Annotated in this window: 23 protein-coding genes; 9 read left to right on the top strand and 14 right to left on the bottom strand. The window is 74.6% G+C overall.

The window, feature by feature from the left end:
- The first annotated feature begins 27 nt into the window (after positions 1 to 27).
- From cydB to ACNHYB_RS00585, 4 genes are all read left to right on the top strand, one after another.
- Positions 28 to 1,077 carry a cytochrome d ubiquinol oxidase subunit II gene (gene cydB, locus ACNHYB_RS00600; RefSeq protein ID WP_418276452.1) on the top strand — a complete coding sequence of 350 codons (1,050 nt, stop codon included), beginning with the start codon at positions 28 to 30 and terminating at the stop codon, positions 1,075 to 1,077.
- Position 1,078: 1 nt separating this feature from the next.
- Positions 1,079 to 2,866, top strand: a complete 1,788-nt coding sequence (gene cydD, locus ACNHYB_RS00595) for a thiol reductant ABC exporter subunit CydD (RefSeq protein WP_418276451.1) — start codon at positions 1,079 to 1,081, stop codon at positions 2,864 to 2,866.
- Complete coding sequence (gene cydC / locus ACNHYB_RS00590; protein WP_418276450.1) at positions 2,859 to 4,628, top strand: thiol reductant ABC exporter subunit CydC; 1,770 nt, start codon at positions 2,859 to 2,861, stop codon at positions 4,626 to 4,628. Before cydD ends, cydC begins: the two co-directional genes overlap by 8 nt.
- A 156-nt stretch (positions 4,629 to 4,784) precedes the next feature.
- A complete protein-coding gene (locus ACNHYB_RS00585) occupies positions 4,785 to 5,729 on the top strand; it encodes an NAD(P)-dependent oxidoreductase (RefSeq protein WP_418276449.1) in 945 nt (314 codons plus the stop codon).
- 1 nt (position 5,730) lies between these two features.
- On the opposite strand, the gene ACNHYB_RS00580 is transcribed toward ACNHYB_RS00585, so the two are convergent.
- From ACNHYB_RS00580 to ACNHYB_RS00530, 11 genes are all read right to left on the bottom strand, one after another.
- The gene (locus ACNHYB_RS00580; RefSeq protein WP_418276448.1) at positions 5,731 to 6,051 is read right to left on the bottom strand and encodes a hypothetical protein; all 321 of its coding nucleotides are present in this window, start codon (positions 6,049 to 6,051) and stop codon (positions 5,731 to 5,733) included.
- Positions 6,052 to 6,140: 89 nt separating this feature from the next.
- Positions 6,141 to 7,118 carry a bifunctional DNA-formamidopyrimidine glycosylase/DNA-(apurinic or apyrimidinic site) lyase gene (mutM, locus tag ACNHYB_RS00575; protein WP_418276447.1) on the bottom strand — a complete coding sequence of 326 codons (978 nt, stop codon included), beginning with the start codon at positions 7,116 to 7,118 and terminating at the stop codon, positions 6,141 to 6,143.
- Positions 7,111 to 7,833: a ribonuclease III gene (gene rnc / locus ACNHYB_RS00570; protein WP_418276446.1), complete on the bottom strand. Its 723-nt coding sequence runs from the start codon at positions 7,831 to 7,833 to the stop codon at positions 7,111 to 7,113. Before rnc ends, mutM begins: the two co-directional genes overlap by 8 nt.
- Before the next feature lie 2 nt (positions 7,834 to 7,835).
- A complete protein-coding gene (gene rpmF, locus ACNHYB_RS00565; protein ID WP_418276445.1) occupies positions 7,836 to 8,030 on the bottom strand; it encodes a 50S ribosomal protein L32 in 195 nt (64 codons plus the stop codon).
- Between the two features lie 2 nt (positions 8,031 to 8,032).
- Positions 8,033 to 8,584 (bottom strand): YceD family protein, encoded by a 552-nt coding sequence (locus tag ACNHYB_RS00560; protein WP_418277956.1) that lies wholly within the window; start codon positions 8,582 to 8,584, stop codon positions 8,033 to 8,035.
- A 155-nt stretch (positions 8,585 to 8,739) separates the two neighbouring features.
- Positions 8,740 to 9,291 carry a hypothetical protein gene (locus ACNHYB_RS00555; RefSeq protein ID WP_418276444.1) on the bottom strand — a complete coding sequence of 184 codons (552 nt, stop codon included), beginning with the start codon at positions 9,289 to 9,291 and terminating at the stop codon, positions 8,740 to 8,742.
- A gap of 10 nt (positions 9,292 to 9,301) precedes the next feature.
- Positions 9,302 to 9,793 (bottom strand): pantetheine-phosphate adenylyltransferase, encoded by a 492-nt coding sequence (coaD, locus tag ACNHYB_RS00550; protein ID WP_418276443.1) that lies wholly within the window; start codon positions 9,791 to 9,793, stop codon positions 9,302 to 9,304.
- A gap of 22 nt (positions 9,794 to 9,815) precedes the next feature.
- Positions 9,816 to 10,523 (bottom strand): RsmD family RNA methyltransferase, encoded by a 708-nt coding sequence (locus ACNHYB_RS00545; protein WP_418276442.1) that lies wholly within the window; start codon positions 10,521 to 10,523, stop codon positions 9,816 to 9,818.
- A gap of 20 nt (positions 10,524 to 10,543) precedes the next feature.
- The gene (locus tag ACNHYB_RS00540; protein WP_418276441.1) at positions 10,544 to 11,539 is read right to left on the bottom strand and encodes an endonuclease/exonuclease/phosphatase family protein; all 996 of its coding nucleotides are present in this window, start codon (positions 11,537 to 11,539) and stop codon (positions 10,544 to 10,546) included.
- Positions 11,540 to 11,555: 16 nt separating this feature from the next.
- Positions 11,556 to 13,823 carry an ATP-dependent DNA helicase RecG gene (locus ACNHYB_RS00535; RefSeq protein ID WP_418276440.1) on the bottom strand — a complete coding sequence of 756 codons (2,268 nt, stop codon included), beginning with the start codon at positions 13,821 to 13,823 and terminating at the stop codon, positions 11,556 to 11,558.
- Positions 13,820 to 15,628 carry a DAK2 domain-containing protein gene (locus ACNHYB_RS00530; RefSeq protein WP_418276439.1) on the bottom strand — a complete coding sequence of 603 codons (1,809 nt, stop codon included), beginning with the start codon at positions 15,626 to 15,628 and terminating at the stop codon, positions 13,820 to 13,822. Before ACNHYB_RS00530 ends, ACNHYB_RS00535 begins: the two co-directional genes overlap by 4 nt.
- Before the next feature lie 166 nt (positions 15,629 to 15,794).
- On the opposite strand from ACNHYB_RS00530, the gene rpmB reads away from it, so the two are divergent.
- Positions 15,795 to 15,986, top strand: a complete 192-nt coding sequence (rpmB, locus tag ACNHYB_RS00525; RefSeq protein WP_418276438.1) for a 50S ribosomal protein L28 — start codon at positions 15,795 to 15,797, stop codon at positions 15,984 to 15,986.
- 177 nt (positions 15,987 to 16,163) lie between these two features.
- On the top strand, positions 16,164 to 16,682 hold the full coding sequence (locus ACNHYB_RS00520; RefSeq protein WP_418276437.1) for an N-acetyltransferase family protein: 519 nt from the start codon (positions 16,164 to 16,166) through the stop codon (positions 16,680 to 16,682).
- Positions 16,683 to 16,712: 30 nt separating this feature from the next.
- Here the strand turns inward: ACNHYB_RS00520 and ACNHYB_RS00515 are convergent, their stop codons facing one another.
- On the bottom strand, positions 16,713 to 17,756 hold the full coding sequence (locus ACNHYB_RS00515) for a thiamine-phosphate kinase (protein WP_418276436.1): 1,044 nt from the start codon (positions 17,754 to 17,756) through the stop codon (positions 16,713 to 16,715).
- 52 nt (positions 17,757 to 17,808) lie between these two features.
- Here ACNHYB_RS00515 and ACNHYB_RS00510 point away from each other — a divergent pair, with 52 nt between their 5' ends.
- Positions 17,809 to 18,276 (top strand): DUF3515 family protein, encoded by a 468-nt coding sequence (locus tag ACNHYB_RS00510; RefSeq protein WP_418276435.1) that lies wholly within the window; start codon positions 17,809 to 17,811, stop codon positions 18,274 to 18,276.
- A 114-nt stretch (positions 18,277 to 18,390) separates the two neighbouring features.
- Here the strand turns inward: ACNHYB_RS00510 and ACNHYB_RS00505 are convergent, their stop codons facing one another.
- A complete protein-coding gene (locus tag ACNHYB_RS00505) occupies positions 18,391 to 19,527 on the bottom strand; it encodes a D-alanine--D-alanine ligase family protein (protein WP_418276434.1) in 1,137 nt (378 codons plus the stop codon).
- A gap of 67 nt (positions 19,528 to 19,594) precedes the next feature.
- Positions 19,595 to 21,169 (bottom strand): AMP-binding protein, encoded by a 1,575-nt coding sequence (locus ACNHYB_RS00500; RefSeq protein ID WP_418276433.1) that lies wholly within the window; start codon positions 21,167 to 21,169, stop codon positions 19,595 to 19,597.
- 121 nt (positions 21,170 to 21,290) lie between these two features.
- On the opposite strand from ACNHYB_RS00500, the gene ACNHYB_RS00495 reads away from it, so the two are divergent.
- Positions 21,291 to 22,454, top strand: a complete 1,164-nt coding sequence (locus ACNHYB_RS00495) for an acyl-CoA dehydrogenase family protein (protein WP_418276432.1) — start codon at positions 21,291 to 21,293, stop codon at positions 22,452 to 22,454.
- 122 nt (positions 22,455 to 22,576) lie between these two features.
- Complete coding sequence (locus ACNHYB_RS00490; protein WP_418276431.1) at positions 22,577 to 22,924, top strand: molybdopterin oxidoreductase; 348 nt, start codon at positions 22,577 to 22,579, stop codon at positions 22,922 to 22,924.

Below are 22,924 nucleotides of genomic sequence, written 5' to 3'. Positions count from 1 at the left end.
CCGCGCCCCGAGACTGGAGACCCTGACGTGGACCTCGCGATCCTCTGGTTCGTCATCATCGCCGTCCTGTGGACCGGCTACCTCGTGCTCGAGGGCTTCGACTTCGGCGTCGGCATGCTGCTGTCGGTGCTGCCCCGCGGCGACCGCGAGCACCGGGAGAAGGAACGCCGCGTGCTCGTCAACACCATCGGCCCGGTGTGGGACGGCAACGAGGTGTGGCTGCTCACCGCCGGTGGCGCCACCTTCGCCGCGTTCCCCGAGTGGTACGCCACCATGTTCTCCGGCTTCTACCTGCCGCTGCTCATCATCCTCGTGGGGCTCGTCGCCCGCGGCGTGGCCTTCGAGTACCGCGGCAAGATCGCCGACGCCACCTGGGCCCGGCGCTGCGACTGGGCGATCCAGCTCGGTTCCTGGATCCCGGCCGTCATGTGGGGCGTCGCGTTCGGCAACCTCGTGCGCGGCCTCCTGCTCGACGACGCCCACCAGTACGTCGGCGGCTTCTGGGCGCTGCTCAACCCGTTCGCCCTCGTCGGAGGCCTGACGACGACGGTCCTGTTCCTCCTGCACGGCGCGGTGTTCGTGGCACTGAAGACCGACGGCGACATCCGGCAGCGCGCCGCCCGCCTCGCGTCGGGACTGGCCGTCGTGGCGCTCGTCGTCGCCGGCGGCTGGGCGATCTGGGCCCAGGTCGCCTACTCCGTGGCATGGACCTGGGTCGCCGTCGTGGTCGCCGCCGGCTGCCTGGTCGGCGTCGTGCTCGCCACGCGCGCACGCCGTGAAGGCGTCGCGTTCACCCTGTCCGCCGTGACGATCGTCGCCGCCGTGGTGCTCATCTTCGGGTCCATGTACCCCGACGTCGTCCCGGCGCTCGACGGCGGCAACGCCCTGACCGTCGCCGAGGCGTCGTCGACCGACTACACCCTGACCATCATGAGCTGGGTCGCCGTCGTCCTGACGCCGCTGGTCATCGCCTACCAGGCGTGGACCTACTGGGTGTTCCGCCGGCGGCTGTCCACGAAGGACATCCCCGCGCCCGCGGGGCTGAGCTGGCAGAAGATCAAGGACGCGGCGTTCTGAGGTGAGACCGCTCGACCCACGGCTGCTGCGCCAGGCCGGCGCGGCACGCTCCTACGTTCTGCTCACGACCGCCCTGGGCATCGCCTCCGCCGCGCTCGTCGTCGTCCAGGCCTTCGCGATCGCGCACGCCCTGGGTCCCGTCGTCGTGGCCACCAGCCCGCAGGGCGACGGGGTCGTCGACCGTGAGGCGATCACCCGGTGGCTCGTCGTCCTGGCGTGCGCCGTCGTCGGACGCGCCGGCGTGGCCTTCGCGCAGGAACGGTACGGCCGCCGCGCGGCCGCCCGGGTGGTGGCCGACCTGCGCGAGCAGGTCGTCACCCACGCCGTGCGGCTCGGGCCGCGCCCGCCCGCGGGGGCCGCGCCGTCGGACGTCGCCACCCTGGCCACGCGCGGCCTGGCCGACCTCGAGCCCTACCTCGTGCGCTTCCTGCCGCAGCTGCTGCTCACCGCGATCGTCACCCCGGCGGCCGTCCTGGTGGTCTGGGGCCTGGACTGGGTCTCGGCCGTCATCGCCGTCGTCACCATCCCGATCGTGCCGTTCTTCATGTGGCTCATCGGCACCATGACGGCCGGCACCTCCGAACGTCGCCTCGCGACGGTGGAGAGGCTCGGATCCCAGGTGCTCGACCTCGTGGCCGGCCTGCCGACCCTGCGCGCGTTCGGACGCCAGATCGGCCCCGGGGCGCGCGTGCGCGCCCTCGGCGAGTCCTCCCGGCGCGCCACCATGGGCACGCTGCGCGTCGCGTTCCTGTCCGGGGCGGTGCTGGAGCTGCTGACCACGCTGTGCGTGGCGATCATCGCCGTCGGCGTCGGGCTGCGCCTGGTGCACGGCGGGATGGAGCTCGTGCCCGCCGTCGCCGTCCTGGTGCTCGCCCCGGAGATCTTCCTGCCGCTGCGACGCGTCGGCTTCGAGTTCCACGCCTCCACCGACGGCCTCGCCGCCACCTCGCGCGCGTTCGCCGTCCTCGACCTGCCCGCTGTCGGGGACGGCGACCGGCCCGCGCCGTGGGCCGCCGGGGCCACCCTCGTGCTCGACGACGTCACCGTCCGCGCGCCCGGCCGCGGCCTCGACGCCCCGGCACACCTGACGGCGCACGTGCCGTGCGGCACCGGCCGGCCCGGAGGCGGCCGCGTGATCGCGCTGCGCGGGCCGAGCGGCGCCGGGAAGTCCACCCTCGTCCTGGTGCTGCTGGGCCTGCTGCGGCCCGACGCCGGACGGGTCCTGGTCCGCTCCCGGGCCGCGGGAGGACCGGCCGGCGCCGGGCCCACCGACACCGATCTGGCCGACATCGACCTGGCGCACATCGACCCGACAGGGTGGTGGGACCAGGTCGCCTGGGTGCCGCAGCGCCCCGCGATCGGCCCGGGCACGGTGCGCGACGTCGTGACCGACGGCGCCGTCCACGACGACGCGACCCTCTCCGCCGCCGCCGCGACCACCGGTCTCGACACCGTGCTGGCCGACCTCCCGGACGGCTGGGACACGCCCGTCGGTCTGGGCGGCACCGGGCTGAGCGTCGGCCAACGACAACGCGTGGCGCTCGCCCGGGCGCTCGTCGGCGCTGCCGACCGACCCGTCGTCGTCCTCGACGAACCCACCGCCCACCTCGACGCCCGCGGCGAGCAGGTCGTGCTCGACACCGTGCGGTCCTGGCGGGAGGCCGGTCGCACCGTCCTGGTCGTCGCGCACCGGTCGTCGCTGATCACGCTCGCCGACCAGGTCGTCGACGTCCGCGCCCAGGAGGTCCACGCCCAGGACGTCCACACCCAGGAGGCCACCCGTGGCTGACGACCACCGCACCGCCCGGGACCCGCTGCTGTCGGTCCTGCCGCTGCTCGAGATCCGCTGGTCGCGGGTCGCCCGCGCCGTCGGCCTCGGCACCCTGACCCTGGTGTGCGCCATCGGCCTGGCCGCGGCCGCGGCCTGGCTCATCGCCCGCGCCTCCCAGATGCCCCCCGTGCTCACCCTGTCCGTCGCCACCGTCGGGGTACGAGCGTTCGGCACCGGCCGCGCGTTCTTCCGGTACCTGGAGCGCCTCGCCTCCCACGACGTCGCCCTGCGGGGCATGGCGGCGCTGCGCGCCAACCTCTACGACCGGCTCGCCCGCGGCGGCGCCGACGTCGTCCCCCTGCGCCGCGGCGACCTGCTCGCCCGCGTCGGCGGCGACGTCGACGACGTGGGCGACGTCGTCGTGCGCGCCCTGATCCCCGCCGCGGTCGCCGTCGTGGCCGGTCTCGGTGCGGTGGCGCTCGTCGGGGCGTTCCTGCCGGCGGCGGGCGCGGTGCTGCTGGCGTGCCTGCTGCTCACCGGTGTCCTCTCGCCGTGGCTGGCCTCGCGGGCCGCCCGGACCGTCGAGCTGCGCGGCGCCGCCGCCCGCGGCGAGGTCTCCGCCCGCACGCTGGAGCTGCTCGAGGACGGCCAGCAGCTCCGGGTCGCCGGACGGCTCGACGACCGGGTGCAGGGCCTGCGGCACGCCGACCAGCGGCTCTCCGCGGTCGCGGACGACGGCGCGCGCATCTCGGGGGCCGCCTCCGGGATCGAGGCCGGCACGCAGACGCTCGCCGTGCTGGGGTGCTTGCTGCTCGGCATCCCCGCGGCGCTCGCGGGCGATCTGGCGGCCACCGAGCTGGCCGTCGTCGTGCTGACCCCGCTGGCCGTGTTCGAGGTGACCTCCGCGCTGCCGGGCGCCGCCGTCCAGCTGCGACGGTCCCGCGAGGCCGCACGACGCCTGGTCGAGCTGCTGCCCACCGACGCGCCGACCGGAAGGCCGGCCGACGGTCCAGCCGACGACCGGACCACGAGACGGCCGGCACCGGCATCACCGTCCCGACCGGGGCTGCACCTGGAACAGGTCGCGGCCGGCTGGCCGGGCGGCGCACCCGTCGTCCTCCGGGACGTCGATCTCGACCTGCCGCCCGGATCCGTCGTCGCGCTCACCGGTCCGTCCGGCGTCGGCAAGACGACGCTGCTGCTGACGGCGGCCGGGCTGCTGCCCGCCCTGGCGGGTCAGGTCCGGGGCAGCGGGCTCTTCGTGGCGGAGGACGGGCACGTGTTCGGCACCACCGTGCTGGAGAACCTGCGGGTCGCGCGGGCGGACGTCGGGCGCGCCGAGGCGGTCGCTGCGCTGGAGGCGGTCGGCCTCGGCGGGTGGCTCGCCGGGCTCCCCGAGGCCCTGGACACACCGCTGGGCACGGGCGCCACGGACGTCTCCGGCGGCGAGCGCCGTCGGCTCCTGATCGCGCGCGCGCTGCTCGCCCCGCAGTCCGTGCTCCTGGTGGACGAACCGGCCGAGCACCTCGACGGCGCCACCGCCGACGCGCTGGTGGCCACGCTCGCCGATGTCGCCCGGACCACCGGCCGGTCCGTCGTGGTCGCCTCCCACCGGCTGACGCCGCTGGACGTCGTCGACGAGGTGCTGCTGCTGGGTCACGGCCACGACGCCGGTCCCGCCCGGGTCGTGGCACGGGGCACCCATGCCGACCTGCTGCGGGACGTCGCCGCGTACCGCTGGGCCGCCGCCCAGGAGGACGCCGCGCTGCCGACGACCTGACGGCTCCGAACCCGGCCGGGTCGCGTTCCGCGCCGGCCCTGCGTCACCGGGCTCCGCGCCGCCGACGGCGCCGGGCTGGAGTACCTGTTCCTGCCCCTCACCGCCGATCCGCTGAGGGACCTCGACGCGCCGACCGGCTCGGGTAACGTCGCCCGGGTGAAGATCCTCGTGCCGAGCAACGTCCCGTTCGACCTCCGTCTCCACGTCGAGGGCGTCGACGTCGCGCCCTACGTGATGCGCGACCCCGTGCCCGAGGAGCACACCGACGCCGAGGCGATCGTCACCTGGGCCAGCCCGCAGCGCGTGCTCGACGACGCGGCCGAACGTCTGACCGCCCTGCGCTGGGTCCAGACCCTCAACGCCGGGCCGGACCAGGCGCTCGCCGCCGGGTTCGCCCCCGACGTCGTCATCGCCTCGGGGCGCAGCCTGCACGACGCGACCGTGGCCGAGCACACGCTCGCCCTGGTGCTGGCGTCGGTGCGTCGGCTCGACCGCACGACGCGGGCCCAGCAGGAGCACCGCTGGGACCGCGACCTGGGCCGTGAGCAGGCACGCGACGAGCACGCGTTCACCCTCGCCGGCGCGCACGTCGTGCTGTGGGGCTTCGGGTCGATCGCCGCGACGCTGGCGCCGCTGCTCACGGCTCTCGGCGCCCGCGTGACCGGGGTGGCGTCGTCGGACGGCGAACGCCACGGCTACCCGGTGGTCGCGGCGGAGCGGCTGTCCCAGGTGCTGACCACGGCGGACGTGCTGATCTCGTTTCTGCCGGCGACGCCCGCGACGCACCACGCCCTGGACGCCGCGACGCTGGCGCTGCTGCCCGCCCACGCACGGTTCGTCAACGTCGGCCGCGGCGCGACGGTCGACGAGGTGGCCCTGGCCGCCGCGCTGCGCGCCGGGACCCTCGCCGGTGCGGCGCTGGACGTCACCGAGACCGAACCGCTGCCCGCCGACTCCCCCCTGTGGGACGCCCCGGGGCTGATCCTCACCCCGCACGTCGCCGGCGGGCGCCCCCAGGGTGCCGCCGCGTTCGTCACCGCGCAGGTCCGCGCCTGGCTGGCCGACGGTGCGGCCGGCCTGACCAACGTCGTCGCCCGCTGACTCAGGGGGTCTGCGGGGCTGCCTCGCCCCTCTCCGGCGGAGGCTCGCGCCGCGCGCGGCGCCGGTGGCGGCGCTCCTGCAGCGCCGTGGCTCCGACGAGGATCGCGAAGAACAGCACGACGGCGCCCACCCGGTCCTCGGGGGCGGTCGTGGCGAGCACCCCGGCGACCATGACGAGCACGGCCACCAGGTAGACCACGAACCACAGGTGCCGCCGCGGGTCCGCGGCGTCACGGGCGGACCAGTACCGGGTCGTCAGGAACGAGGCGCCCGCCGGCACCAGCCAGAACATGACCGTGCTGAGACCGTCCCCGTCGAGCACCGGACCCCCTCGTCGTGCGCCTTGGTGGCGCCCGTCCGGACGCCGCGGCCGAGACTAGCGAACCGGGGCCGGACCCGGAACCCCGGGTGCTACCAGCGACCGTGGCGAGGACGTGGCTGGCAGCGCGGGCACGTGAACGACGACCGGTTCATGAACTCGTCGCGCCGCAGCGGCGTGGCGCAGCGCAGGCACGGCTCGCCGGCCCGGCCGTAGGCGGCCAGCGACCGTGAGAAGTAGCCGGACTCCCCGTTGACGTTGACGTACAGCGCGTCGAAGCTCGTGCCGCCCTGCGCGAGGGACTCCGCCATCACCGCGGTCGCGGCGTCCAGGACGGCGCCGACCACCGGCCGGGTCATCGTGTCGGTCGCGCGGGCGAAGTGCACCCGCGCCCGCCACAGCGCCTCGTCGGCGTAGATGTTGCCCACCCCGGACACGACCGTCTGGTCCAGCAGCGCTCGTTTGATCCCGGTCCGACGACGGCGCACGGCCGCGATCGTCGCGTCCCGGTCGAACGCCGGGTCGAGCAGGTCGCGCGCGATGTGCACCACGGGCTCGGGGACGGCCGCGAGCCCGGCACCGTGGCCGCCCGGCGCGCCGTCCGGCGTCGGCGCCAGGTCCGTGACCGCGAGGTGCCCGAAGGTGCGCTGGTCGACGAAGTCGAGGTAGCGGGCGCCCGACGGCGCACCCGTCAGGTGCAGCCGTACCCGCCGGTGCGGGTGCTCCCAGGTTCCCGTCGCGGCAGGGTCGCGCACCAGCAGCTGCCCCGACATCCCCAGGTGGGCCAGGAGAGCGGCGGCGGGGTCGTCCGCGGCCCGATCTTCAGCGGCGGGGTCGTCGGCCGTAGGGGTGCTGACGGCCTCCGGCGAGAGCGGCAGCCAGAGGTACTTGCCGCGCCGCACCGCGGCGAGGATGCGCCGGCCGCGCAGCTGGTCCGCGAACCCGACCGGACCGCCGTCGTGACGACGCACGGAGTAGTCGCGGAACACCTCCACGTCGCGCACGAGCGCACCCACGACCAGCCTGTCGAGACCCTCACGGACGGTCTCGACCTCGGGCAGCTCAGGCACCGGCTACCGGCGGGACGGCCAGCGCCTTGATCGCGCGGTAGGCCTGCTCGGCGGCGGCCTGCTCGGCGTGCTTCTTCGCGGTTCCCTCACCGAGGCCGATCACGGGCCCGGCGGTCACCTGCGCGGTGAAGCGGCGGGCGTGCTCGGGGCCCTCGCCCGTCACGGCGTAGACCGGCGCGGTGAAGCCCTGGCCCGCGGCCGCCTCCTGCAGGGAGGTCTTCCAGTCGAGGCCGGCGCCCAGGTCGGCGGCCTGCTCGAGGGTGCCGTCGACCAGCCGGTGCACCAGTCCACGGGCGGTCTCCAGCCCGTGCGACAGGTAGGTGGCGCCGAGGAGGGCCTCCACGGTGTCCGACAGGATGGAGTCCTTCTCGTACCCCTTGGTGCGCATCTCACCCTTGCCGAGCAGCACGTAGCCGCCCAGGTCCAGGTCCCGCGCGACCTTCGCGAGCGACCGCTGCGAGACGGTGGCCGCCCGCATCTTGGCCAGCTCGCCCTCGGACTTGTCCGGGTGGCGCCGGTACAACGCCTCGGTGACGACCAGTCCCAGGACGGTGTCCCCGAGGAACTCGAGGCGCTCGTTCGTCGGGATGCCGCCGGCCTCGTGGGCGAACGACCGGTGGGTCAGGGCAAGCACGAGAAGCTCGGGATCCAGATGGACCCCGAGCTTCTCGAGAAGAGCAGTCGGCTCCGGACGTGCGGTGCCGCGCGGGTGCATTGTCAGCCCGCGTGCTCGGTACGCAGCGCCTCGGCGTACTGACGGCCCTTGTAGGTACCGCACGTCGGGCACGCTGCGTGGGACAGCTTCTGCCCCTTGCAGTTCGGGCACGTCGCGATGGGCGCCGCGGTGGTCTTCCACTGCGAGCGGCGCGCACGGGTGTTGCTGCGCGACATCTTGCGCTTGGGAACAGCCACGGTCAGCTCTCTTTCGTCTCGTCGGACACGCTCGACTCCTCGAGCATGGTCTGCAGCGCCGCCCATCGAGGGTCGACGACGTCATGGTGGTGCTCGGGGTCGTCCTCGAGTCGTGCCCCGCACTCGGGGCACAGTCCGGGACAGTCCGGCCGGCACAGCGGTTGAAATGGTAGTGCAGTGACCAGCGAATCCCGAACCGCGGGCTCGATGTCCGCCAGGTCGTCGGTCAGCACGGGCTCGTCCTCGGCGTCGTCGTCACCGGCGTCCTCCGCCGCATCGGCGCGCTCCGGGTACACGAAGAGCTCCTGCACGCGGACCGTGACCTGCTGGGACACCTCGTCGAGGCAGCGCACGCACTCCCCCACCGCGGTACCCCGCACGACGCCGGAGACCAGCACGCCCTCCATCACGGACTCGAGCCGCAGCCCGAGCGTCAGGTCGGCGCCCTCGGGCACACCGATGACCGCCGTCCCCAGGTCGGCAGGTGCGGCGACGACGCGCGCGACCTCCGCCATGGTGCCGGGTCGCCGCGAGAGCTCGTGCGTGTCCAGCACGAGCGGCGAGCGCTTGTCGGTGGTGATGAGGTTCTCCAGGTCGACGGGCGCGACGAGTCGCGCCGACAGGTAGGTGGGACGGCCCAGGGGCCAGCGACCCAGTCTACGCGATGCGCCGACGTGCGCCAACGGCCCCGCCAGGTGACGTGCGCAACTCAGGCGTCCTGGTCGCCGCCCGGCCAGTGCGGGTCCTGCACGGCGTCCCACCGCACCCGCGGCTTGGCGGCACCGGACTCCAGCCGCTCCGCCAGCCGCGCGCGTCCCGCCCGCACCTGGGAGGTCGCCTTGGCGAGATCGTCCTCGAGCTCGGCGAGACGCCCGTCGCAGTACTCGTCGGCGTCGGCCTGCAGGCCCGCGGCCCTGCGCTGCGCCTCGGCGACGATCTCCGCCGCCCGGGACTCCGCCTGCACCACCACCTGCTCGTCCTGGACGAGCTCGATGGCCCGGGCGCGCGCCGTGGCCAGGATGTCCTCCGCCTGGCGGTGCGCGTCCTGCAAGGACTGCTCGGCGTCGGCGAGGACCTCGTCGGCACGCGCCACCTGTGTCGGCAGGTTGTCCCGCAGCTCGGCCACGAGGCCGAGCGCCTGGTCGCGGTCGACCTTGACGTTGGTCGACAGCGGGGAGGTGCGCGCGTTCTCGATCAGGGCGGCCAGGTCGTCGATGATCTCGAGCAGCCCGGCGGTCGGGTTCTGGGTGGTCTGGGTCATGGGTTGCTCCTCACGCACGGTGCGCGACGGCGGCGCGCACCGCCTCGGCCGCCACGGGCGGCACGAGGTCGTCGATCGGTCCGCCGTGGCGGGCTATGTCCTTGACGAGCGACGACGCCACGTGGGCGTACCGCTGGTCCCCCGGCAGGAAGACGGTCTCCAGCCCGGTCAGGTGACGGTTCATCAGCGCCATGGGCTGCTCGCCGTCGAAGTCGGCACCGCCCCGCAGCCCCTTCACCACGGCGACGGCACCCACGTCACGACAGAAGTCGACCAGGAGGCCGGGGACGACCTCCACCCGCACGTCGACCAGGTCCGGGTCGTCGTCGAGCGCTGCGCGCACGACCTCGACCCGCTCCTCCGGCAGCAGCAGGGCGTTCTTGGCGGCGTTGCGGGCAACCCCCACCACGACGACGTCGAACAGGCGGCGGGCCCGCCGCACGACGTCGAGGTGACCGAGGGTGATCGGGTCGAACGACCCGGGACAGACGGCGATGCTCACGTCGCCACCGTAGGCGGGCCGATCAGGAATCGGCGGGATTTGGCTCGGCGTCGCGCGGTTCCGCGTCGTGGTCGCGCGGTTCCCCGTCGTGGTCGCGCGGTTCCGCGTAGTGCACGACCGTGTCCCCGTAGGACTTCGCGGCGAACCCCACCAGCCCCGGCGGCCAGGCCGGCTCCCCGCTGCGCTTGCCACGCTCCACCACGACCACGGCGTCACGCGCCAGCACCCCGGGCGTCGCGAGGTCGGCCAGCACGCGGTCGAGGGTCGCGACCGGCAGGTCGTACGGCGGATCGACGAGCACCAGGTCCACCAGGCCCCGGGCCGTGTCCGTGCCGCTCGCGGTGTTCTCGGTGTTCTCGGTGTCCCCGGGGGTCCCGGCGGCCGCGGCCTGCGCGGTCTCCGCGAGCCGTCCGGTGCAGCGCTCCGCGGGCTCGGCGAGCACCCGCACGGTGCCGCGCAACCCGAGGTCGGCGACGTTGCGGCGGGCGACGTCGGCGGCCTTGCGCGCCGAGTCCACGAGGGTGACCTCCGCCGCGCCGCGGCTCGCCGCCTCGATCCCGAGCGCACCGGACCCCGCGAACAGGTCCAGCACGCGGGCACCCTCGACGACACCGAGGTGCTCCAGCCGGGAGAACACGGCTTCACGCACCCGTTCGCTGGTGGGTCGGGTGCCCGACGGCGGGACGGCGAGCGAACGTCCCCCGACGGTTCCCGCGACGATCCTGGTCATGGCGTCGAGCGTAACGGCCCTCACCCGTCCGGGAGGTCGACGTCGGCCACGACCGGCAGATGGTCGCTGCCCGTGCTCCCGAGCGCGGAGACGCCCGTCACCTCGGCACCGCGAGCCAGCACGTGGTCGATGCGGACCAGCGGCACGGCCGCCGGAAAGGTCCCGCCGAACGAGCCGGCGGGCGTGGTGACCTCCCGCAGGACGGGGGCGAGCGCACGATCGAGCAGGGTCGTGTTGAGGTCGCCGCCGAGCACGACGACGGACCGCGGGTCGTCGGCCAGCACGTCGCCGAGCAGACCCAGCGCCCGGTCCCGCGTCGAGGACGTGAAGCCTCCCCGTGGCACGAGCCGCACCGAGGGGGCGTGGATCGCGTAGACGACCGGGTCCACGCCGTCGGGCCGGTCCACGACCGCACGGATTCCTCGCTGCCACTGCGCGACCACGCCGGTCGGGCGGAAGTCGACGCTCTCGACGTCCGCCAACGGGTACCGCGACCAGATCCCGACGGTGCCGAGGACGGCGCGGTACGGCAGCTCGTCGGAGACCTCTGCCGTGATCGCGGCGTCCAGCGCCGGCGTCACCTCGACGAGGGTGAGGACGTCGGGCTCGGCGGCGAGCAGCACCTCGGCGGTGCCGAGCGGGTCGGTGTTCTCGTCGGAGACGTTGTGCTGGACGACGACGAGGTCACCGGCACCTGTGGCGTCCGGGGCCGTCAGCGGCCAGCAGACCCACGCCCACACGCCCGCGGCGAACGCGACGGCGACGACGGCGGCCCAGGAGCGGCGCAGCGCGGCCACGCCGGCGAGGACGAGCAGGAGCACCCCTGACCACGGCAGGAAGGACTCGACGAGGCTGCCGATCCCGTACACGTCGGGCACCTGGCCGTGCAGGGCGAGCAGGAGCGCCGTCGCCACCGCCACCAGCGCGACGAGCACGGCGAGCGGGCCCCCTCGGCGCCGCGGACGCGGCGCGGGGGCGGTGATGACGCCACCGACGGGCGCTACCTCGGTGTGCACCGGTCGAGCCTATCCGTCAGGCCCGTTCGAGGAACTCCTCCTGGGCGGCGTCGAGCTGTGCGGCGATGGCGTCCGCGAGCCGCGGGTGCCCCTCCAGCGACGGGTCGGCGTCCACGACGCCGGTCGCCTCCGTGCGGGCCTCGGCGATGAGGTCGGCGTCCTTGACGACGCGCAGCAGCCGCAGCGAGCTCGCCCGGCCGGACTGCGCGGCCCCCAGCACGTCGCCCTCGGACCGCAGCTCCAGGTCGAGGGTGGCGAGCTCGAACCCGTCGGTGGTGGCGGCGAGCGCCTCGACGCGTGCCGCCGCCGGGCTGCCGGGCTGAGCCGTCGACACCAGCAGGCACAGGCCCGGGTCGCTCCCCCGGCCGACCCGGCCCCGCAGCTGGTGGAGCTGGGAGATGCCGAAGCGGTCGGCGTCGAACACCACCATCACGGTGGCCTCGGGGACGTCCACCCCCACCTCGACGACGGTGGTGGACACGAGCACCGGGGTCTCGCCCGAGGCGAAGCGCGCCATCGCGGTGTCCTTGTCCGCCGGGGCGAGCTGACCGTGCAGCACCCCGACCCCGACGCCGTCCAGCGCCGGAAGCCCGCGCGCCTCCTCGGCGACCTCCAGGACGGCGCGCAGGGGCGCCCGCCCGTCGGCGCCGTCGTCGGCGGGGTCCCCACCCGGGTCGACGCCGAGGAACTCGGGCATCTCGTCGAACTCGCCCGCCCCCCGCGCCGTCGACGCCTGCGCACCGTCCGGGTCGTCCGGGTGGATGCGGGGGCAGACGACGTACGCGCGCCGGCCGGCGTCGACCTCCTCGCGGATCTTCTGCCACACCCGCTCGGTCCACCGGGCGTTGCCCGCCGGGACGACGTGCGTGGTGATGCCCGAGCGGCCTGCCGGGATCTCGGTGAGCGTGGAGGTCTCCAGGTCGCCGAAGACCGTCATCGCGACGGTGCGGGGGATGGGCGTGGCGGTCATGACCAGCAGGTGCGGCGCCACCCTGCCCTTGGCGCGCAGGGCGTCACGCTGCTCGACGCCGAACCGGTGCTGCTCGTCGACGACCACCAGGCCCAGGTCCGCGAACTGGACCTTGTCCCCGAGCAGGGCGTGGGTGCCCACCACGATGCCCGCCTCGCCGCTCGCCGCGGCCAGCAGCGCCTCCTTGCGCGCCGCGGCCCCGAGCGAACCGGTGAGCAGCGCGACCCGGGTGCCGTGCGCGGCACCACCGAGCAGACCGCCCTCGGCGAGCGGGCCGAGCATGGCGCGCAGGGTACGGGCGTGCTGGGCGGCGAGCACCTCGGTGGGGGCCAGGAGCGCGGCCTGGCCCCCGGCGTCCACGACCTGCAGCATGGCGCGCAGCGCGACCACCGTCTTGCCGGACCCGACCTCGCCCTGCAGGAGTCGTTGCATCGGCCAGGGCTGGGCGAGCTCGCCCGCGATCTGCTCCCCGACGGTGCGCTGACCGGCTGTCAGGGTGAAGGGCAGCGCGGCGTCGAAGTCGGCCAGCAGTCCGTCCGTGCCGCGGGCCGGACGGGCCGTCGCGTCCTGCGCGCGGGCACGACGCCGCCGTTGGGCGAGGGCCGCCTGCAGCACGAACGCCTCCTCGAACCGCAGCCGACGTCGGGCCGCCTGCCAGGTCGGTGCGTCCTCCGGCACGTGCACGGACCGCAGGGCCGTGAGCCGCGTGGGCAGCCCGAGCCGCGCCCGCACCTCGTCCGGGACGGGGTCGGGGACGTCGTCCTCGGTGAGCGGGTCGAGCACGGTGCGCACGGCCCGCTGGATGCGCCAGGTCGGCACCGCGGCGCTGGCCGGGTAGATCGGGATGGGCCGGGACGCCTCGATGATCGCCTCGGTGTCGTCGTCCGCGTCGACACCGACCAGGACGTAGTCGGGGTGGGTGAGCTGGCGGGTGCCGCGGTACTCCGAGACGACGCCGGTGAAGAGCCCCGACCGTCCGGGACGCAGCTTGTCCTCGTGGGGTCGCAGCGCTCCCGGCCGCTTCGCGAAGAACGTCAGCGCCAGCTCGCTGCGCCCGTCCGTGACCCTGGCCTGCAGCATCGCACCGCCACGACTGCGCATCTGCCGCACCGTGGCGCTCGCGATGCGCGCCATGACGGTCACGTGCTCCCCGAGCTGCAGACGGTCCATGTCCGTGAGCCGGCCGGGCTCGCCGTACCGGCGGGGGTAGTGGCGCAAGAGGTCGTCGACGGAGTCCAGCCCCATCTTCGCCAGCGGACCGGCCGCGCGTGCACCGAGCGTGGCCGCGAGGGGTTCGGCCAGGCGGTCGCTCACGACGCGACCTCGCCGGTGCGGGCGGCACGGGCGGCTCCTGCGGCGCCGGTCGCCGGCGGGTCAGCGGCGTCCTGCTCCGCGGGCTCGACGCCGATGCCGATCTCCGAGCCGGGCCGCCCGGTGGGCAGGACGACGGCGTCGACCTCCGGCACGAGCCGTTCCGCCTCGGCGGCCAGCGACTCGGTCAGCGACTCGGGCACGTCGGCGTCCGGCAGGATCGCCACGAACCCGGGGTCCGGGCACGTGCCGAGCAGGTGGGCGAGCAGCGCGGGCGCGGCGTCCGCGGAGGTCCGGTCGGTGGCGAGCCTGTCGAGCGCGGCGCGCACCACCGAGGGCACGTCGAGGTCGTCGTCGTCCGGTCCGGCGGCGTCGAGCGCCCCCGCGAGGGCGGACACGGCGGTGACCAGGTGGACGTCGTCGTCGGCGGCCACGACGACGACGTCGGGGAGGTCGCCGCCGCCCGCGCCCGTCACGTCACGGGCGAGCAGGACGGCGGTCTCGGCCGCGAGCGAGGCCTCGTCCAGCACGTGCGAGGGCGCGAGCACCAGCACGTGATCGGTGCCGGCGCCGAGCACGGTCTGCGCGACGTCCGCCACCGTGGGGGCGGTGTCGAGGTCGAGCAGCACGACCGCACCGCCGGTCGCGAGCTCCGCCGCCAGCACGGGGGCCGACGTCGTCACCACCACCGCCCAGTCCGACGGAGCCACGGCCAGGTGGCGCACGTACACGTGCGAGACCGTGCCGCGCCCGGCCCAGCGTCGCGGGACCTCCAGGGCCGTCGCCAGGTCGGGGGTGTGCACGTGGGCCTGCCACACCGCGTCGACGTCGTCGCCCGACTCGCCGCCGCCGCCCACCACGACCACCGAGTTGCCGACCTCGTCCAGGTCCGCCCGCAGCGCGTCCGCGACCGCGCCCCGCCGGAACCCCTCCGCCGCCGGCGGGCGGTGCAGGACGAACATCAGCTCGACCTCGTCGGCACCGTGGACACCGTGGACGCCGTCGTGGCCCTCGTGGCCCCCGTGGCCCCCGTCGTGAGCAGGCGCCGGCTCCGCGCCCGCGCCCGTCGCGGCGACGCCGGGTGCGGGCTCTGCGAGCGGCGGCGGGCGGTGTCCGCGCAGGTCCAGGTCGAGCAGCACGAGGTCCATGCTGTCGTCCGCCTCCGACAGCCCCTCGCCGACGTGCCGGTGGGACGCGGCGAGCGCGTCGAGCACGAGCACGAGCCCGCACGCCCCGGCGTCGAGCACCCCCGCCTCCCGCAGCGGCGCGAGCGCGCCCACGCTGCGCAGGGCCGCCTCACGGGCGCCGCGCCGTGCGGCGTCGAGCACGGTGAGCCGGGCCGGCGCGCCGAGCGGGCCGACCATGCCGCCCGCCTCGGCGTGCCGGGCGGCGGCGGCGGCGGACTCCGCGGCCGTGAGGATCGTGCCGGGCGCGGGTCGGGCGACGGCGTCGCGCGCCGAGCGCGCCGCGACGTCGAGCGCGATCCCGAGGCTGTCGCGGCGGCTGACCGCCACGGCGAGCCCGCGCAGCCACTCGCTGAGGATGACCCCGGAGTTGCCGCGTGCCCCCAGCAGCGCGGCACGCGCGGCGATCCGCAGGAGCCGGGCACCTCCGGTGTCCGGCGGGGCCGCGTGGACCGCCGCCGCCGCCTCGCGCAGCGTCTGGTGCATGTTGGTACCGGTGTCGCCGTCGGCGACCGGGAAGACGTTGACGCCGTCGAGCTCCGTGCGAGCGGCCGCCACGGCCGCGACGGCGCTGCGCGTCCAGGTCCGGACCACGACGGCGTCGAGGGGCTCAGGCTGATCCACGCCCCCACCGTATCGGTGACCCACGGCACGTCGGCGGCACATTGAGAGCATCGCCGCGGATCGGCTATGATCTTGTGGTTGCCCGGGTTCTCCGGGCCCCCCAAGACCACCGAAGACACGTCCTGCTGCCCTGGCGCGGGACGGTCACGACGATTCAGGAGACACCGTGGCTGCCAACTGCGACGTCTGCGGCAAGGGCCCGGGCTTCGGGCACAGCATCTCGCACTCTCACATCCGCACCAAGCGCCGCTGGAACCCGAACATCCAGCGCGTGCGCGCTGTGGTCGCAGGCACCCCCAAGCGTGTGAACGTGTGCACGTCGTGCCTCAAGGCCGGCAAGGTGCAGCGCCGGGCATGATCCCGGCGCACTCGTGCGCGCAGAACGACGTCAGCCCGTCGGGTCCTTCCCGACGGGCTTTTCGTCGTCCGCGTGCCGGTCCCGCGACCTCGATGACTTCGCATGGAAGCAAAGAGATCGTTAGGGATTCATCAATACCCCTTGGCGTGCGCACCCGCCGCGTGGCACTCTGAACTCATGCAGGTGGAGACCGACAACGACGTGCTGATCCGTTCCGCGACCGCTGCCGACGCGGACGCCATCGCCGCTGTGCACCTCGCGTCCTGGAAGAGCGCGCACTCGCACGTGCTGCCCGCCGACTACCTCGACTCCCTCTCGGTGGAGGAACGCGCGCAGAGCTGGCGCTCCATCCTCTCCGGCGACTCCGGCACCACCCTCGTCGCCGAGGCCGACGGCCGGACCCTCGGGTTCGCCAGCTACGGCCCGTCCCGCGACGAGGACGCCGAGGACGGCTGCCTGGAGCTGTACGCGATCTACCTCGATCCCGAGTCCTGGGGCCGCGGTGTCGCGCGCGACCTCATCCGCACCGTGCTGGGCGACGTCTCGCCCGGGGTCCGGATGACGCTGTGGGTCCTGTCCGAGAACCCACGGGCCCACCACTTCTACCGGCGCCACGGGTTCCAGCCGGACGGCGTGGAACGCATCGAGGAGACCGCTCAGGTCCCGGTGACCGAGATCCGCTTCGTGCGGGACTGACCCGCTAGCGCAGCCGCCACGCCGCTCCCCTCAGCGGCGGAAGTGGTCCCAGCCCACGTCGGCGGTACGGGCGACGCCGTCCACCAGCACGCCCGGCTCGCGTCCCTCGCACGCGACGACGTCGCCGACGGGCCGGAACGGTGCCGGCAGCCCCCTCGCCGCCACCTGGGCGGGGAACGTCGCCAGCAGACCGTGGTCCTCTCCCCCGGCGAGCACCCACGCCTCGGTCAGCGCCGCACCGTCCAGCCCGGTCGGGGAGGCGTCGGCCACGGCGAGCTCGACGGCGGCGGGCATCAGCGCGGTGACGTCCGCGCGCAGCGCACCCACGGCCAGGTCGAGCACCACCCCGCTCGCGCGGGCCACCCGACCCGCGTCGCGCAGCAGCCCGTCGGAGACGTCCAGCATGGCGGTGGCCCCCGCCCGGGCCGCCGCCGGCCCCGCGGCCAGCGGTGATCCGGGGCGCAGGTAGGCGCTGACGAACGGCGCCAGCGCACCGGCCGCGCCGGGCGCGCCGTCCGACCCCTGGGCGACGCCCGCGTCGAGCAGCGCCAGGCCGGCGGCCGAGGTGCCCAGCGACCCCGCGTAGGCCACGACGTCGCCCGGGCGCGCACCGGACCGCAGCACCGGCTCGCGACCCTCGAGGTCGCCGTGCACCGTGACGGACACCATGACCGTCTCTCCGGAGGAGAGGTCCCCGCCGACGACGGCGGCCGGGCCCGCGGACCCGGCGAGCCCTCGGGCGAACGACGTCACCCACTCGACCTCCAGGTCGCCGGGCGCCACCAGGGACACCACCAGGGACGTCGGCCGGGCCCCCATCGCCGCCACGTCCGCGAGGTTCTGCACGGCGGCCCGCGCCCCGACGTCGTACCCGCCCGACCAGCGGCGGCGGAAGTGCCGGTCCTCGACGAGCACGTCCGTGGTGACCACGAAGCGGCCGTCCGGCGCGCGCACCACGGCGGCGTCGTCACCCGGACCGACGTCGACACCCTCGCCGGACGGCAGCAGCGGGAAGATCCGCGCCAGGAGCTCGGACTCGTCGAGGTCGCGCACGCGCAGGGTGGGGTCGGTCACGACCGAACCCTAACCGGCCTGCCCGTGCCTGCCGGCCCGGTACCGTGGGCCCGTGCTCGTCCGCCGTCCCGCCGCGCTCCTCGCCCTGGCCTGCCTGGCCCTGGTCTCCGCCTGCACACCGACGATCGGCGTCGAGGCCGGCGAGAACGCCGCCGACCCGGCCTGCGCCCCGGTGATGCTCGCCCTGCCGGACGTCGTCGCGGGAGACCTCGACAAGGTGGACACGAACGCCCAGGCGACCGCCGCGTGGGGCGAGTCCGGAGCCGCCGTCACGCTGCGCTGCGGCGTCGCGCAGCCCGGCCCCTCTCCCGACTGCCAGCGCATCGAGGCCCCCGACGGCACGATCGACTGGATCGTCGCGAGCAGCGAGGACGGGACCTGGCAGTTCACCACCTACGGCCGTGACCCCGCGATCCAGGTCACCGTGCCGCCCACGATCACCGCGGACCACTCGACGTCGTTCATCACGGACCTGACCGGCGCCGTGCAGCTCGTGCCCGCCACCCAGGAGTGCACCTGAGGCACCGGCCGCCCGCCCGTGCGACGGTGTCCGGACGGGTTCCGGCCGGGAGGTGGCGTACGACCGGGGCCGATCGGCCGCACGGTGCTGCCCTGAGCCCCGAGCCCTGAGCCCTCAGCGCAGGCCGGTGGGCCGGGCCAGGGCGAGCTGGATGAGCTCGTCGACGAGCTCGGGGTAGCTCATGCCCGTGGCCTGCCACATGCGCGGGTACATCGAGAACGGCGTGAACCCGGGCATCGTGTTGATCTCGTTGACGACGACCTGCTGGTCGGGGGTGACGAAGACGTCGACGCGGGACAGGCCCTCGGCCTCGACCGCCTCGAAGGTGCGCACCGCGAGGTCGCGGATCTGCGCCACGACGTCGTCGGGGAGGTCGGCCGGGCACGCGAGCTGCACGTGCGCCTCGTCCAGGTACTTGGCCTCGAAGTCGTAGAACGCGTGCGTGCCGTCGACGACGATCTCGCCCGGCAGGGACGCCCGCGCCCGGGCGCCGTCGCGGCCGCCGAGCACCGCGCACTCGATCTCTCGTCCCTCGATCCCCGCCTCGACGATCACCTTGGGGTCGTGCTCGCGCGCGGCCTCGACCGCGGCGGTCAGGTCGGCCAGGTCGTCGACACGCGTGATGCCGAGCGAGGAGCCGGCGCGGGCGGGCTTGACGAACAGGGGCAGCCCGAGCGCCGCCACCCGGTCGAGGCACCCCGACGGGTCGGTGGCCCACTCGTGCGGCTTGATGACGACGTACGGGCCCACGGGGATGCCGTGCCCGGCCAGGACGAGCTTCATGAAGTGCTTGTCCATGCCGACGGCGGACGCCAGCACGCCGGCGCCCACGTAGTGCACGTCCGCGAGCTCCAGGAGCCCCTGCACCGTGCCGTCCTCGCCGAACGGGCCGTGCAGGACCGGGAAGACGACGTCGACCTCGCCGAGCACCGTCGGCACCTGGCCCGGTTCGAGCATCCGCAGGGAGCGCTCGCCGGCGGTGAGGGACAGGACGACCTCGGCACCGTCGTCGGCCGTCACCTCAGGCAGCGCGCCGTCGGTGATCTGCCAGCGCTCGGCGTCGTCCGCGGCGACGACCCAGCGTCCCCGGCGCGTGATGCCCACCGGGACGACGTCGTAGGCGTCGCGGTCGATCGCGCCGAGCACCCCGGCGGCCGTGGCCGCCGAGATGCCGTGCTCGCCGGAACGGCCGCCGAAGAGCAGGGCGACGCGCGGCTTGCGCGCGGGGGCTTCAGGCTGGGTCTCGGACATCGGGTGCGACCCTACCGGACCCGCGCCGGGCAGCACCCGGACGCGACCGCGCGACGCCCTGCGGGCCTCACGCCGCCCTGAGGTCCTTGCGCAGGATCTTGCCCGCGGCGGACTTCGGGATCGCGTGCGTGAACTCCACCAGGCGGACCTTCTTGTAGGGCGCGACCTTCGCCGCGACGTACTCCATGACCTCCTGCGCGCTCAGCTCCGCTCCCTCGGCGAGCACGACGAACGCCTTGGGGAGCTCCTCGCCCTCGCCGTCGGGGACGCCGACGACGGCGGCGTCGGCGATCTGCGGGTGCGCGATGAGCAGCGCCTCCAGCTCGGCGGGCGGCACCTGGTAGCCCTTGTACTTGATGAGCTCCTTGAGCCGGTCGACCACGTAGAACGCGCCGGCGGCGTCCACGGTGACGATGTCGCCGGTGTGCAGGAACCCGTCGGCGGTGATGGTGTCGCGCGTCTCCTGCTCGTTGCCGAGGTAGCCGACCATGACGTTGGGGCCGGCGCACATCAGCTCGCCCGGTGCGCTCACGCCCTCGGCGGGCTGCTCGATCTCCTCGCCCGTGGCGGGGTCGACGATCCTGGCCTGCATGTTCGGCACGAGGAGCCCGATCGAGCCCGGCGAGATGTCGGTGCGGCCCACCGGGATGGTGTGGGAGACCGGGGACATCTCGCTCATGCCGTACCCCTGGGTGACGGCGGCGTGCGGGAGCCGCTGCCCGACGACGGCGGCGAGGTGCTCGTCGAACGGTGCGGCGCCGGACATCATCAGGCGCACGCTGGACAGGTCGGCCTGCGCGGCGAGCGGGTGCTTGGCGATCGCCAGGGCGATGGGCGGGGCGACGAACAGCACGGTGGCGCGGTACTCGTCGATGATGCGCAGGTACTCGGGCAGGTCGAAACGGGGCATGGTCACGATGGTCGAGCGCTGGTAGACGGCCCCGTTCATGAGCACCGTCATGCCGTAGATGTGGAAGAACGGCAGGACCGCGGGGATGACGTCGTCGCGCGTCAACGGGATGAACGGTTCGGCCTGGACCACGTTCGCCACGAGGTTGCGGTGGGTGAGCATGACCCCCTTGGGCAGCCCCGTGGTCCCCGAGGAGTACGGCAGCACGGCCAGGTGGGTGGCGGGGTCGATGTCGACGTCGGGGGCCGGCGCCCCGGCCGTGAGGAGGTCGCGCAGGTTCGTGCGGCCTTCCGCACCGTCGAGCACGATGACGTCGGTCAGGCCCGCGGACTCGGCGCCCTCGGTGGCCTGCGCCAGCAAGGGCGAGACCGTGACGAGGGCCTTGGCCCCGGACGCGACGAGCTGCTTGGCGACCTCCGGGCCCGAGGCGAGGGCGTTGATGGTCGTGACGGTCAGGCCGGCGCGCAGCAGGCCGTGGAAGACGGTGACGAACGCCGGCACGTTGGGGCTGTGCAGGGCGACGACGTCGCCGGGCCGGTACCCGCGCGCGGCGACGGCGCCGGCCACGGCGTCGATCTGGGCCCGCAGCGCACCGTAGGTGGTCGTCTGGCCGCTGGGTCCGTCGATGACGGCGACCTTCTCCAGGTCCTCCCCGGTCAGGCCGGCGAACAGGAAGTCGTACAGGCTGACGTCCGGGATCTCGACGTCCGGATGGGGGCTGCGAATGACCACCGATGGCTCCTTTGCGTCCGTGCGGTCCGCGTCGACCGCTCTGCGTCCAGCGTAGCGGACAGAACCGACCGGACGGTATGTTCGCCGTCGGGCGGCCGTGCCGGATGCTTGAATCGACCCCATGACCTCGATGCTCCCCGCCGACCTCGTCGCCACGATCCGCGGCCGCGCCGCCATCCACGACCGTGAGAACTCGTACTTCACCGACGATCTCACCGACCTGCGCGACGCCGGCTACCTCGGAGCGCTCGTCCCCACCGCGCTGGGCGGAGCCGGACGCACCCTGCGCGACGTCGTCCACGACCAGGCCCGCCTCGCCGGTGCCGCCCCCGCGACGGCGCTGGCCGTCAACATGCACCACGTCTGGACCGGCGTCGGGCGGTACCTGCACGAACGCGGCGACGACTCCCTCGACTGGCTGCTCGCCGAGGCCGCCGCCGGCGAGGTCTTCGGGTTCGGGTACTCCGAGGCCGGCAACGACCTCGTGCTGCTCGGCTCGCGCACCGAGGCACGACCCGACGGCGAGGGCGGCTACACGTTCCACGGCCGCAAGATCTTCACCTCCAACTCCCCCGGCTGGACCCGCCTCGGCGTCATGGGCCTGGACACCACCACCGACCCCGACGACCCGCGGATCGTGCACGCCTTCATCACCCGCGACGGCGGCGGCTTCCAGATCCTCGACGACTGGGACACCCTCGGCATGCGGGCCTCGCAGTCGTGCACCACCGTGCTCGACGGCGCGCACGCGCCCGCCGACCGCGTCCTGCGACGCCTCGCACCGGGGCCGAGCCTCGACCCCTACGTGCTGGGCATCTTCACCAGCTTCGAGATCCTGCTCGCGTCCGTCTACGCCGGCGTCGCCGACCGCGCCCTGGCCCTCGCCGTCGAGACCGTCGGGCGCCGCACCTCCATGAAGTCCGGCAAGGCCTACTCCCAGGACCCCGACATCCGGTGGCGGATCGCGTCCGCAGCCCTGGCCATGGACGGCGTCTGGGCCCAGCTCGACCACGTCGCCGGCGCCGTCGACGCCGAGCCGGGCGGCACCGAGGAGCGCGGGGCGCGCTGGTTCCGCGAGACCGCCGGGCTCAAGGTGCGCGTCACCGAGTCCGCGCGGTACGTCGTCGACGAGGCGATCCGGTGCTCGGGCGGGTCGACCTACTTCAACCGCTCGGAGCTCGGCCGCCTGTACCGCGACGTCCTCGCCGGGATCTTCCACCCCAGCGACGACGAGTCGGCGCACTCCACGGTGGCGCAGTCGCTGCTCGGCCCGCTGGAGGACTGACCACGCGGGCGTGAGGAAGTCGAAAGACGGATTTAACGCAGCGGGACGGCGGTCGTCACAGGGGTCTCGCAGGCTGGAACGGCACGGAGTCGCGTCGCCGAGCCCACCGGAGGAACCGCCCCATGATCTCCTCGAACCGCTTCCTGCAGGGCGTCTACCCGTTCGCCGGCGTCGGGCTCGCCAAGCCGCAGCCGATCGACCCCGCGCTGTCCTACGTCGTGCCCGACGGCGTCATCGGCCAGGCCCTGTACTTCCGCGGCGGCAACTCGGCCGACGAGCTCGTCGTGGTCGTGCTCGTGTGCGACGGCGTCGCGATGCGCTACTTCCCGGTCGGCGCGAGGAGCGACGTCCACGTCCCGCTGCGCGTCGTGGAGGACATCGAGGGCGGCTCGGTGCTGGAGCTGCACCTGGGAGCGCCCGACGGCGTCACCGGGAGCGTCGTGGTGGACCTCGGGCTCGTGGAGCACTGA

Origin of the sequence: Isoptericola jiangsuensis, assembly GCF_048320105.1 — a bacterium.
GTDB classification, from domain to species: Bacteria; Actinomycetota; Actinomycetes; order Actinomycetales; family Cellulomonadaceae; genus Isoptericola; species Isoptericola jiangsuensis_A.
Note: the sequence above shows the minus strand (reverse complement) of the source record. Positions and strands in the feature narration are given on the sequence as shown.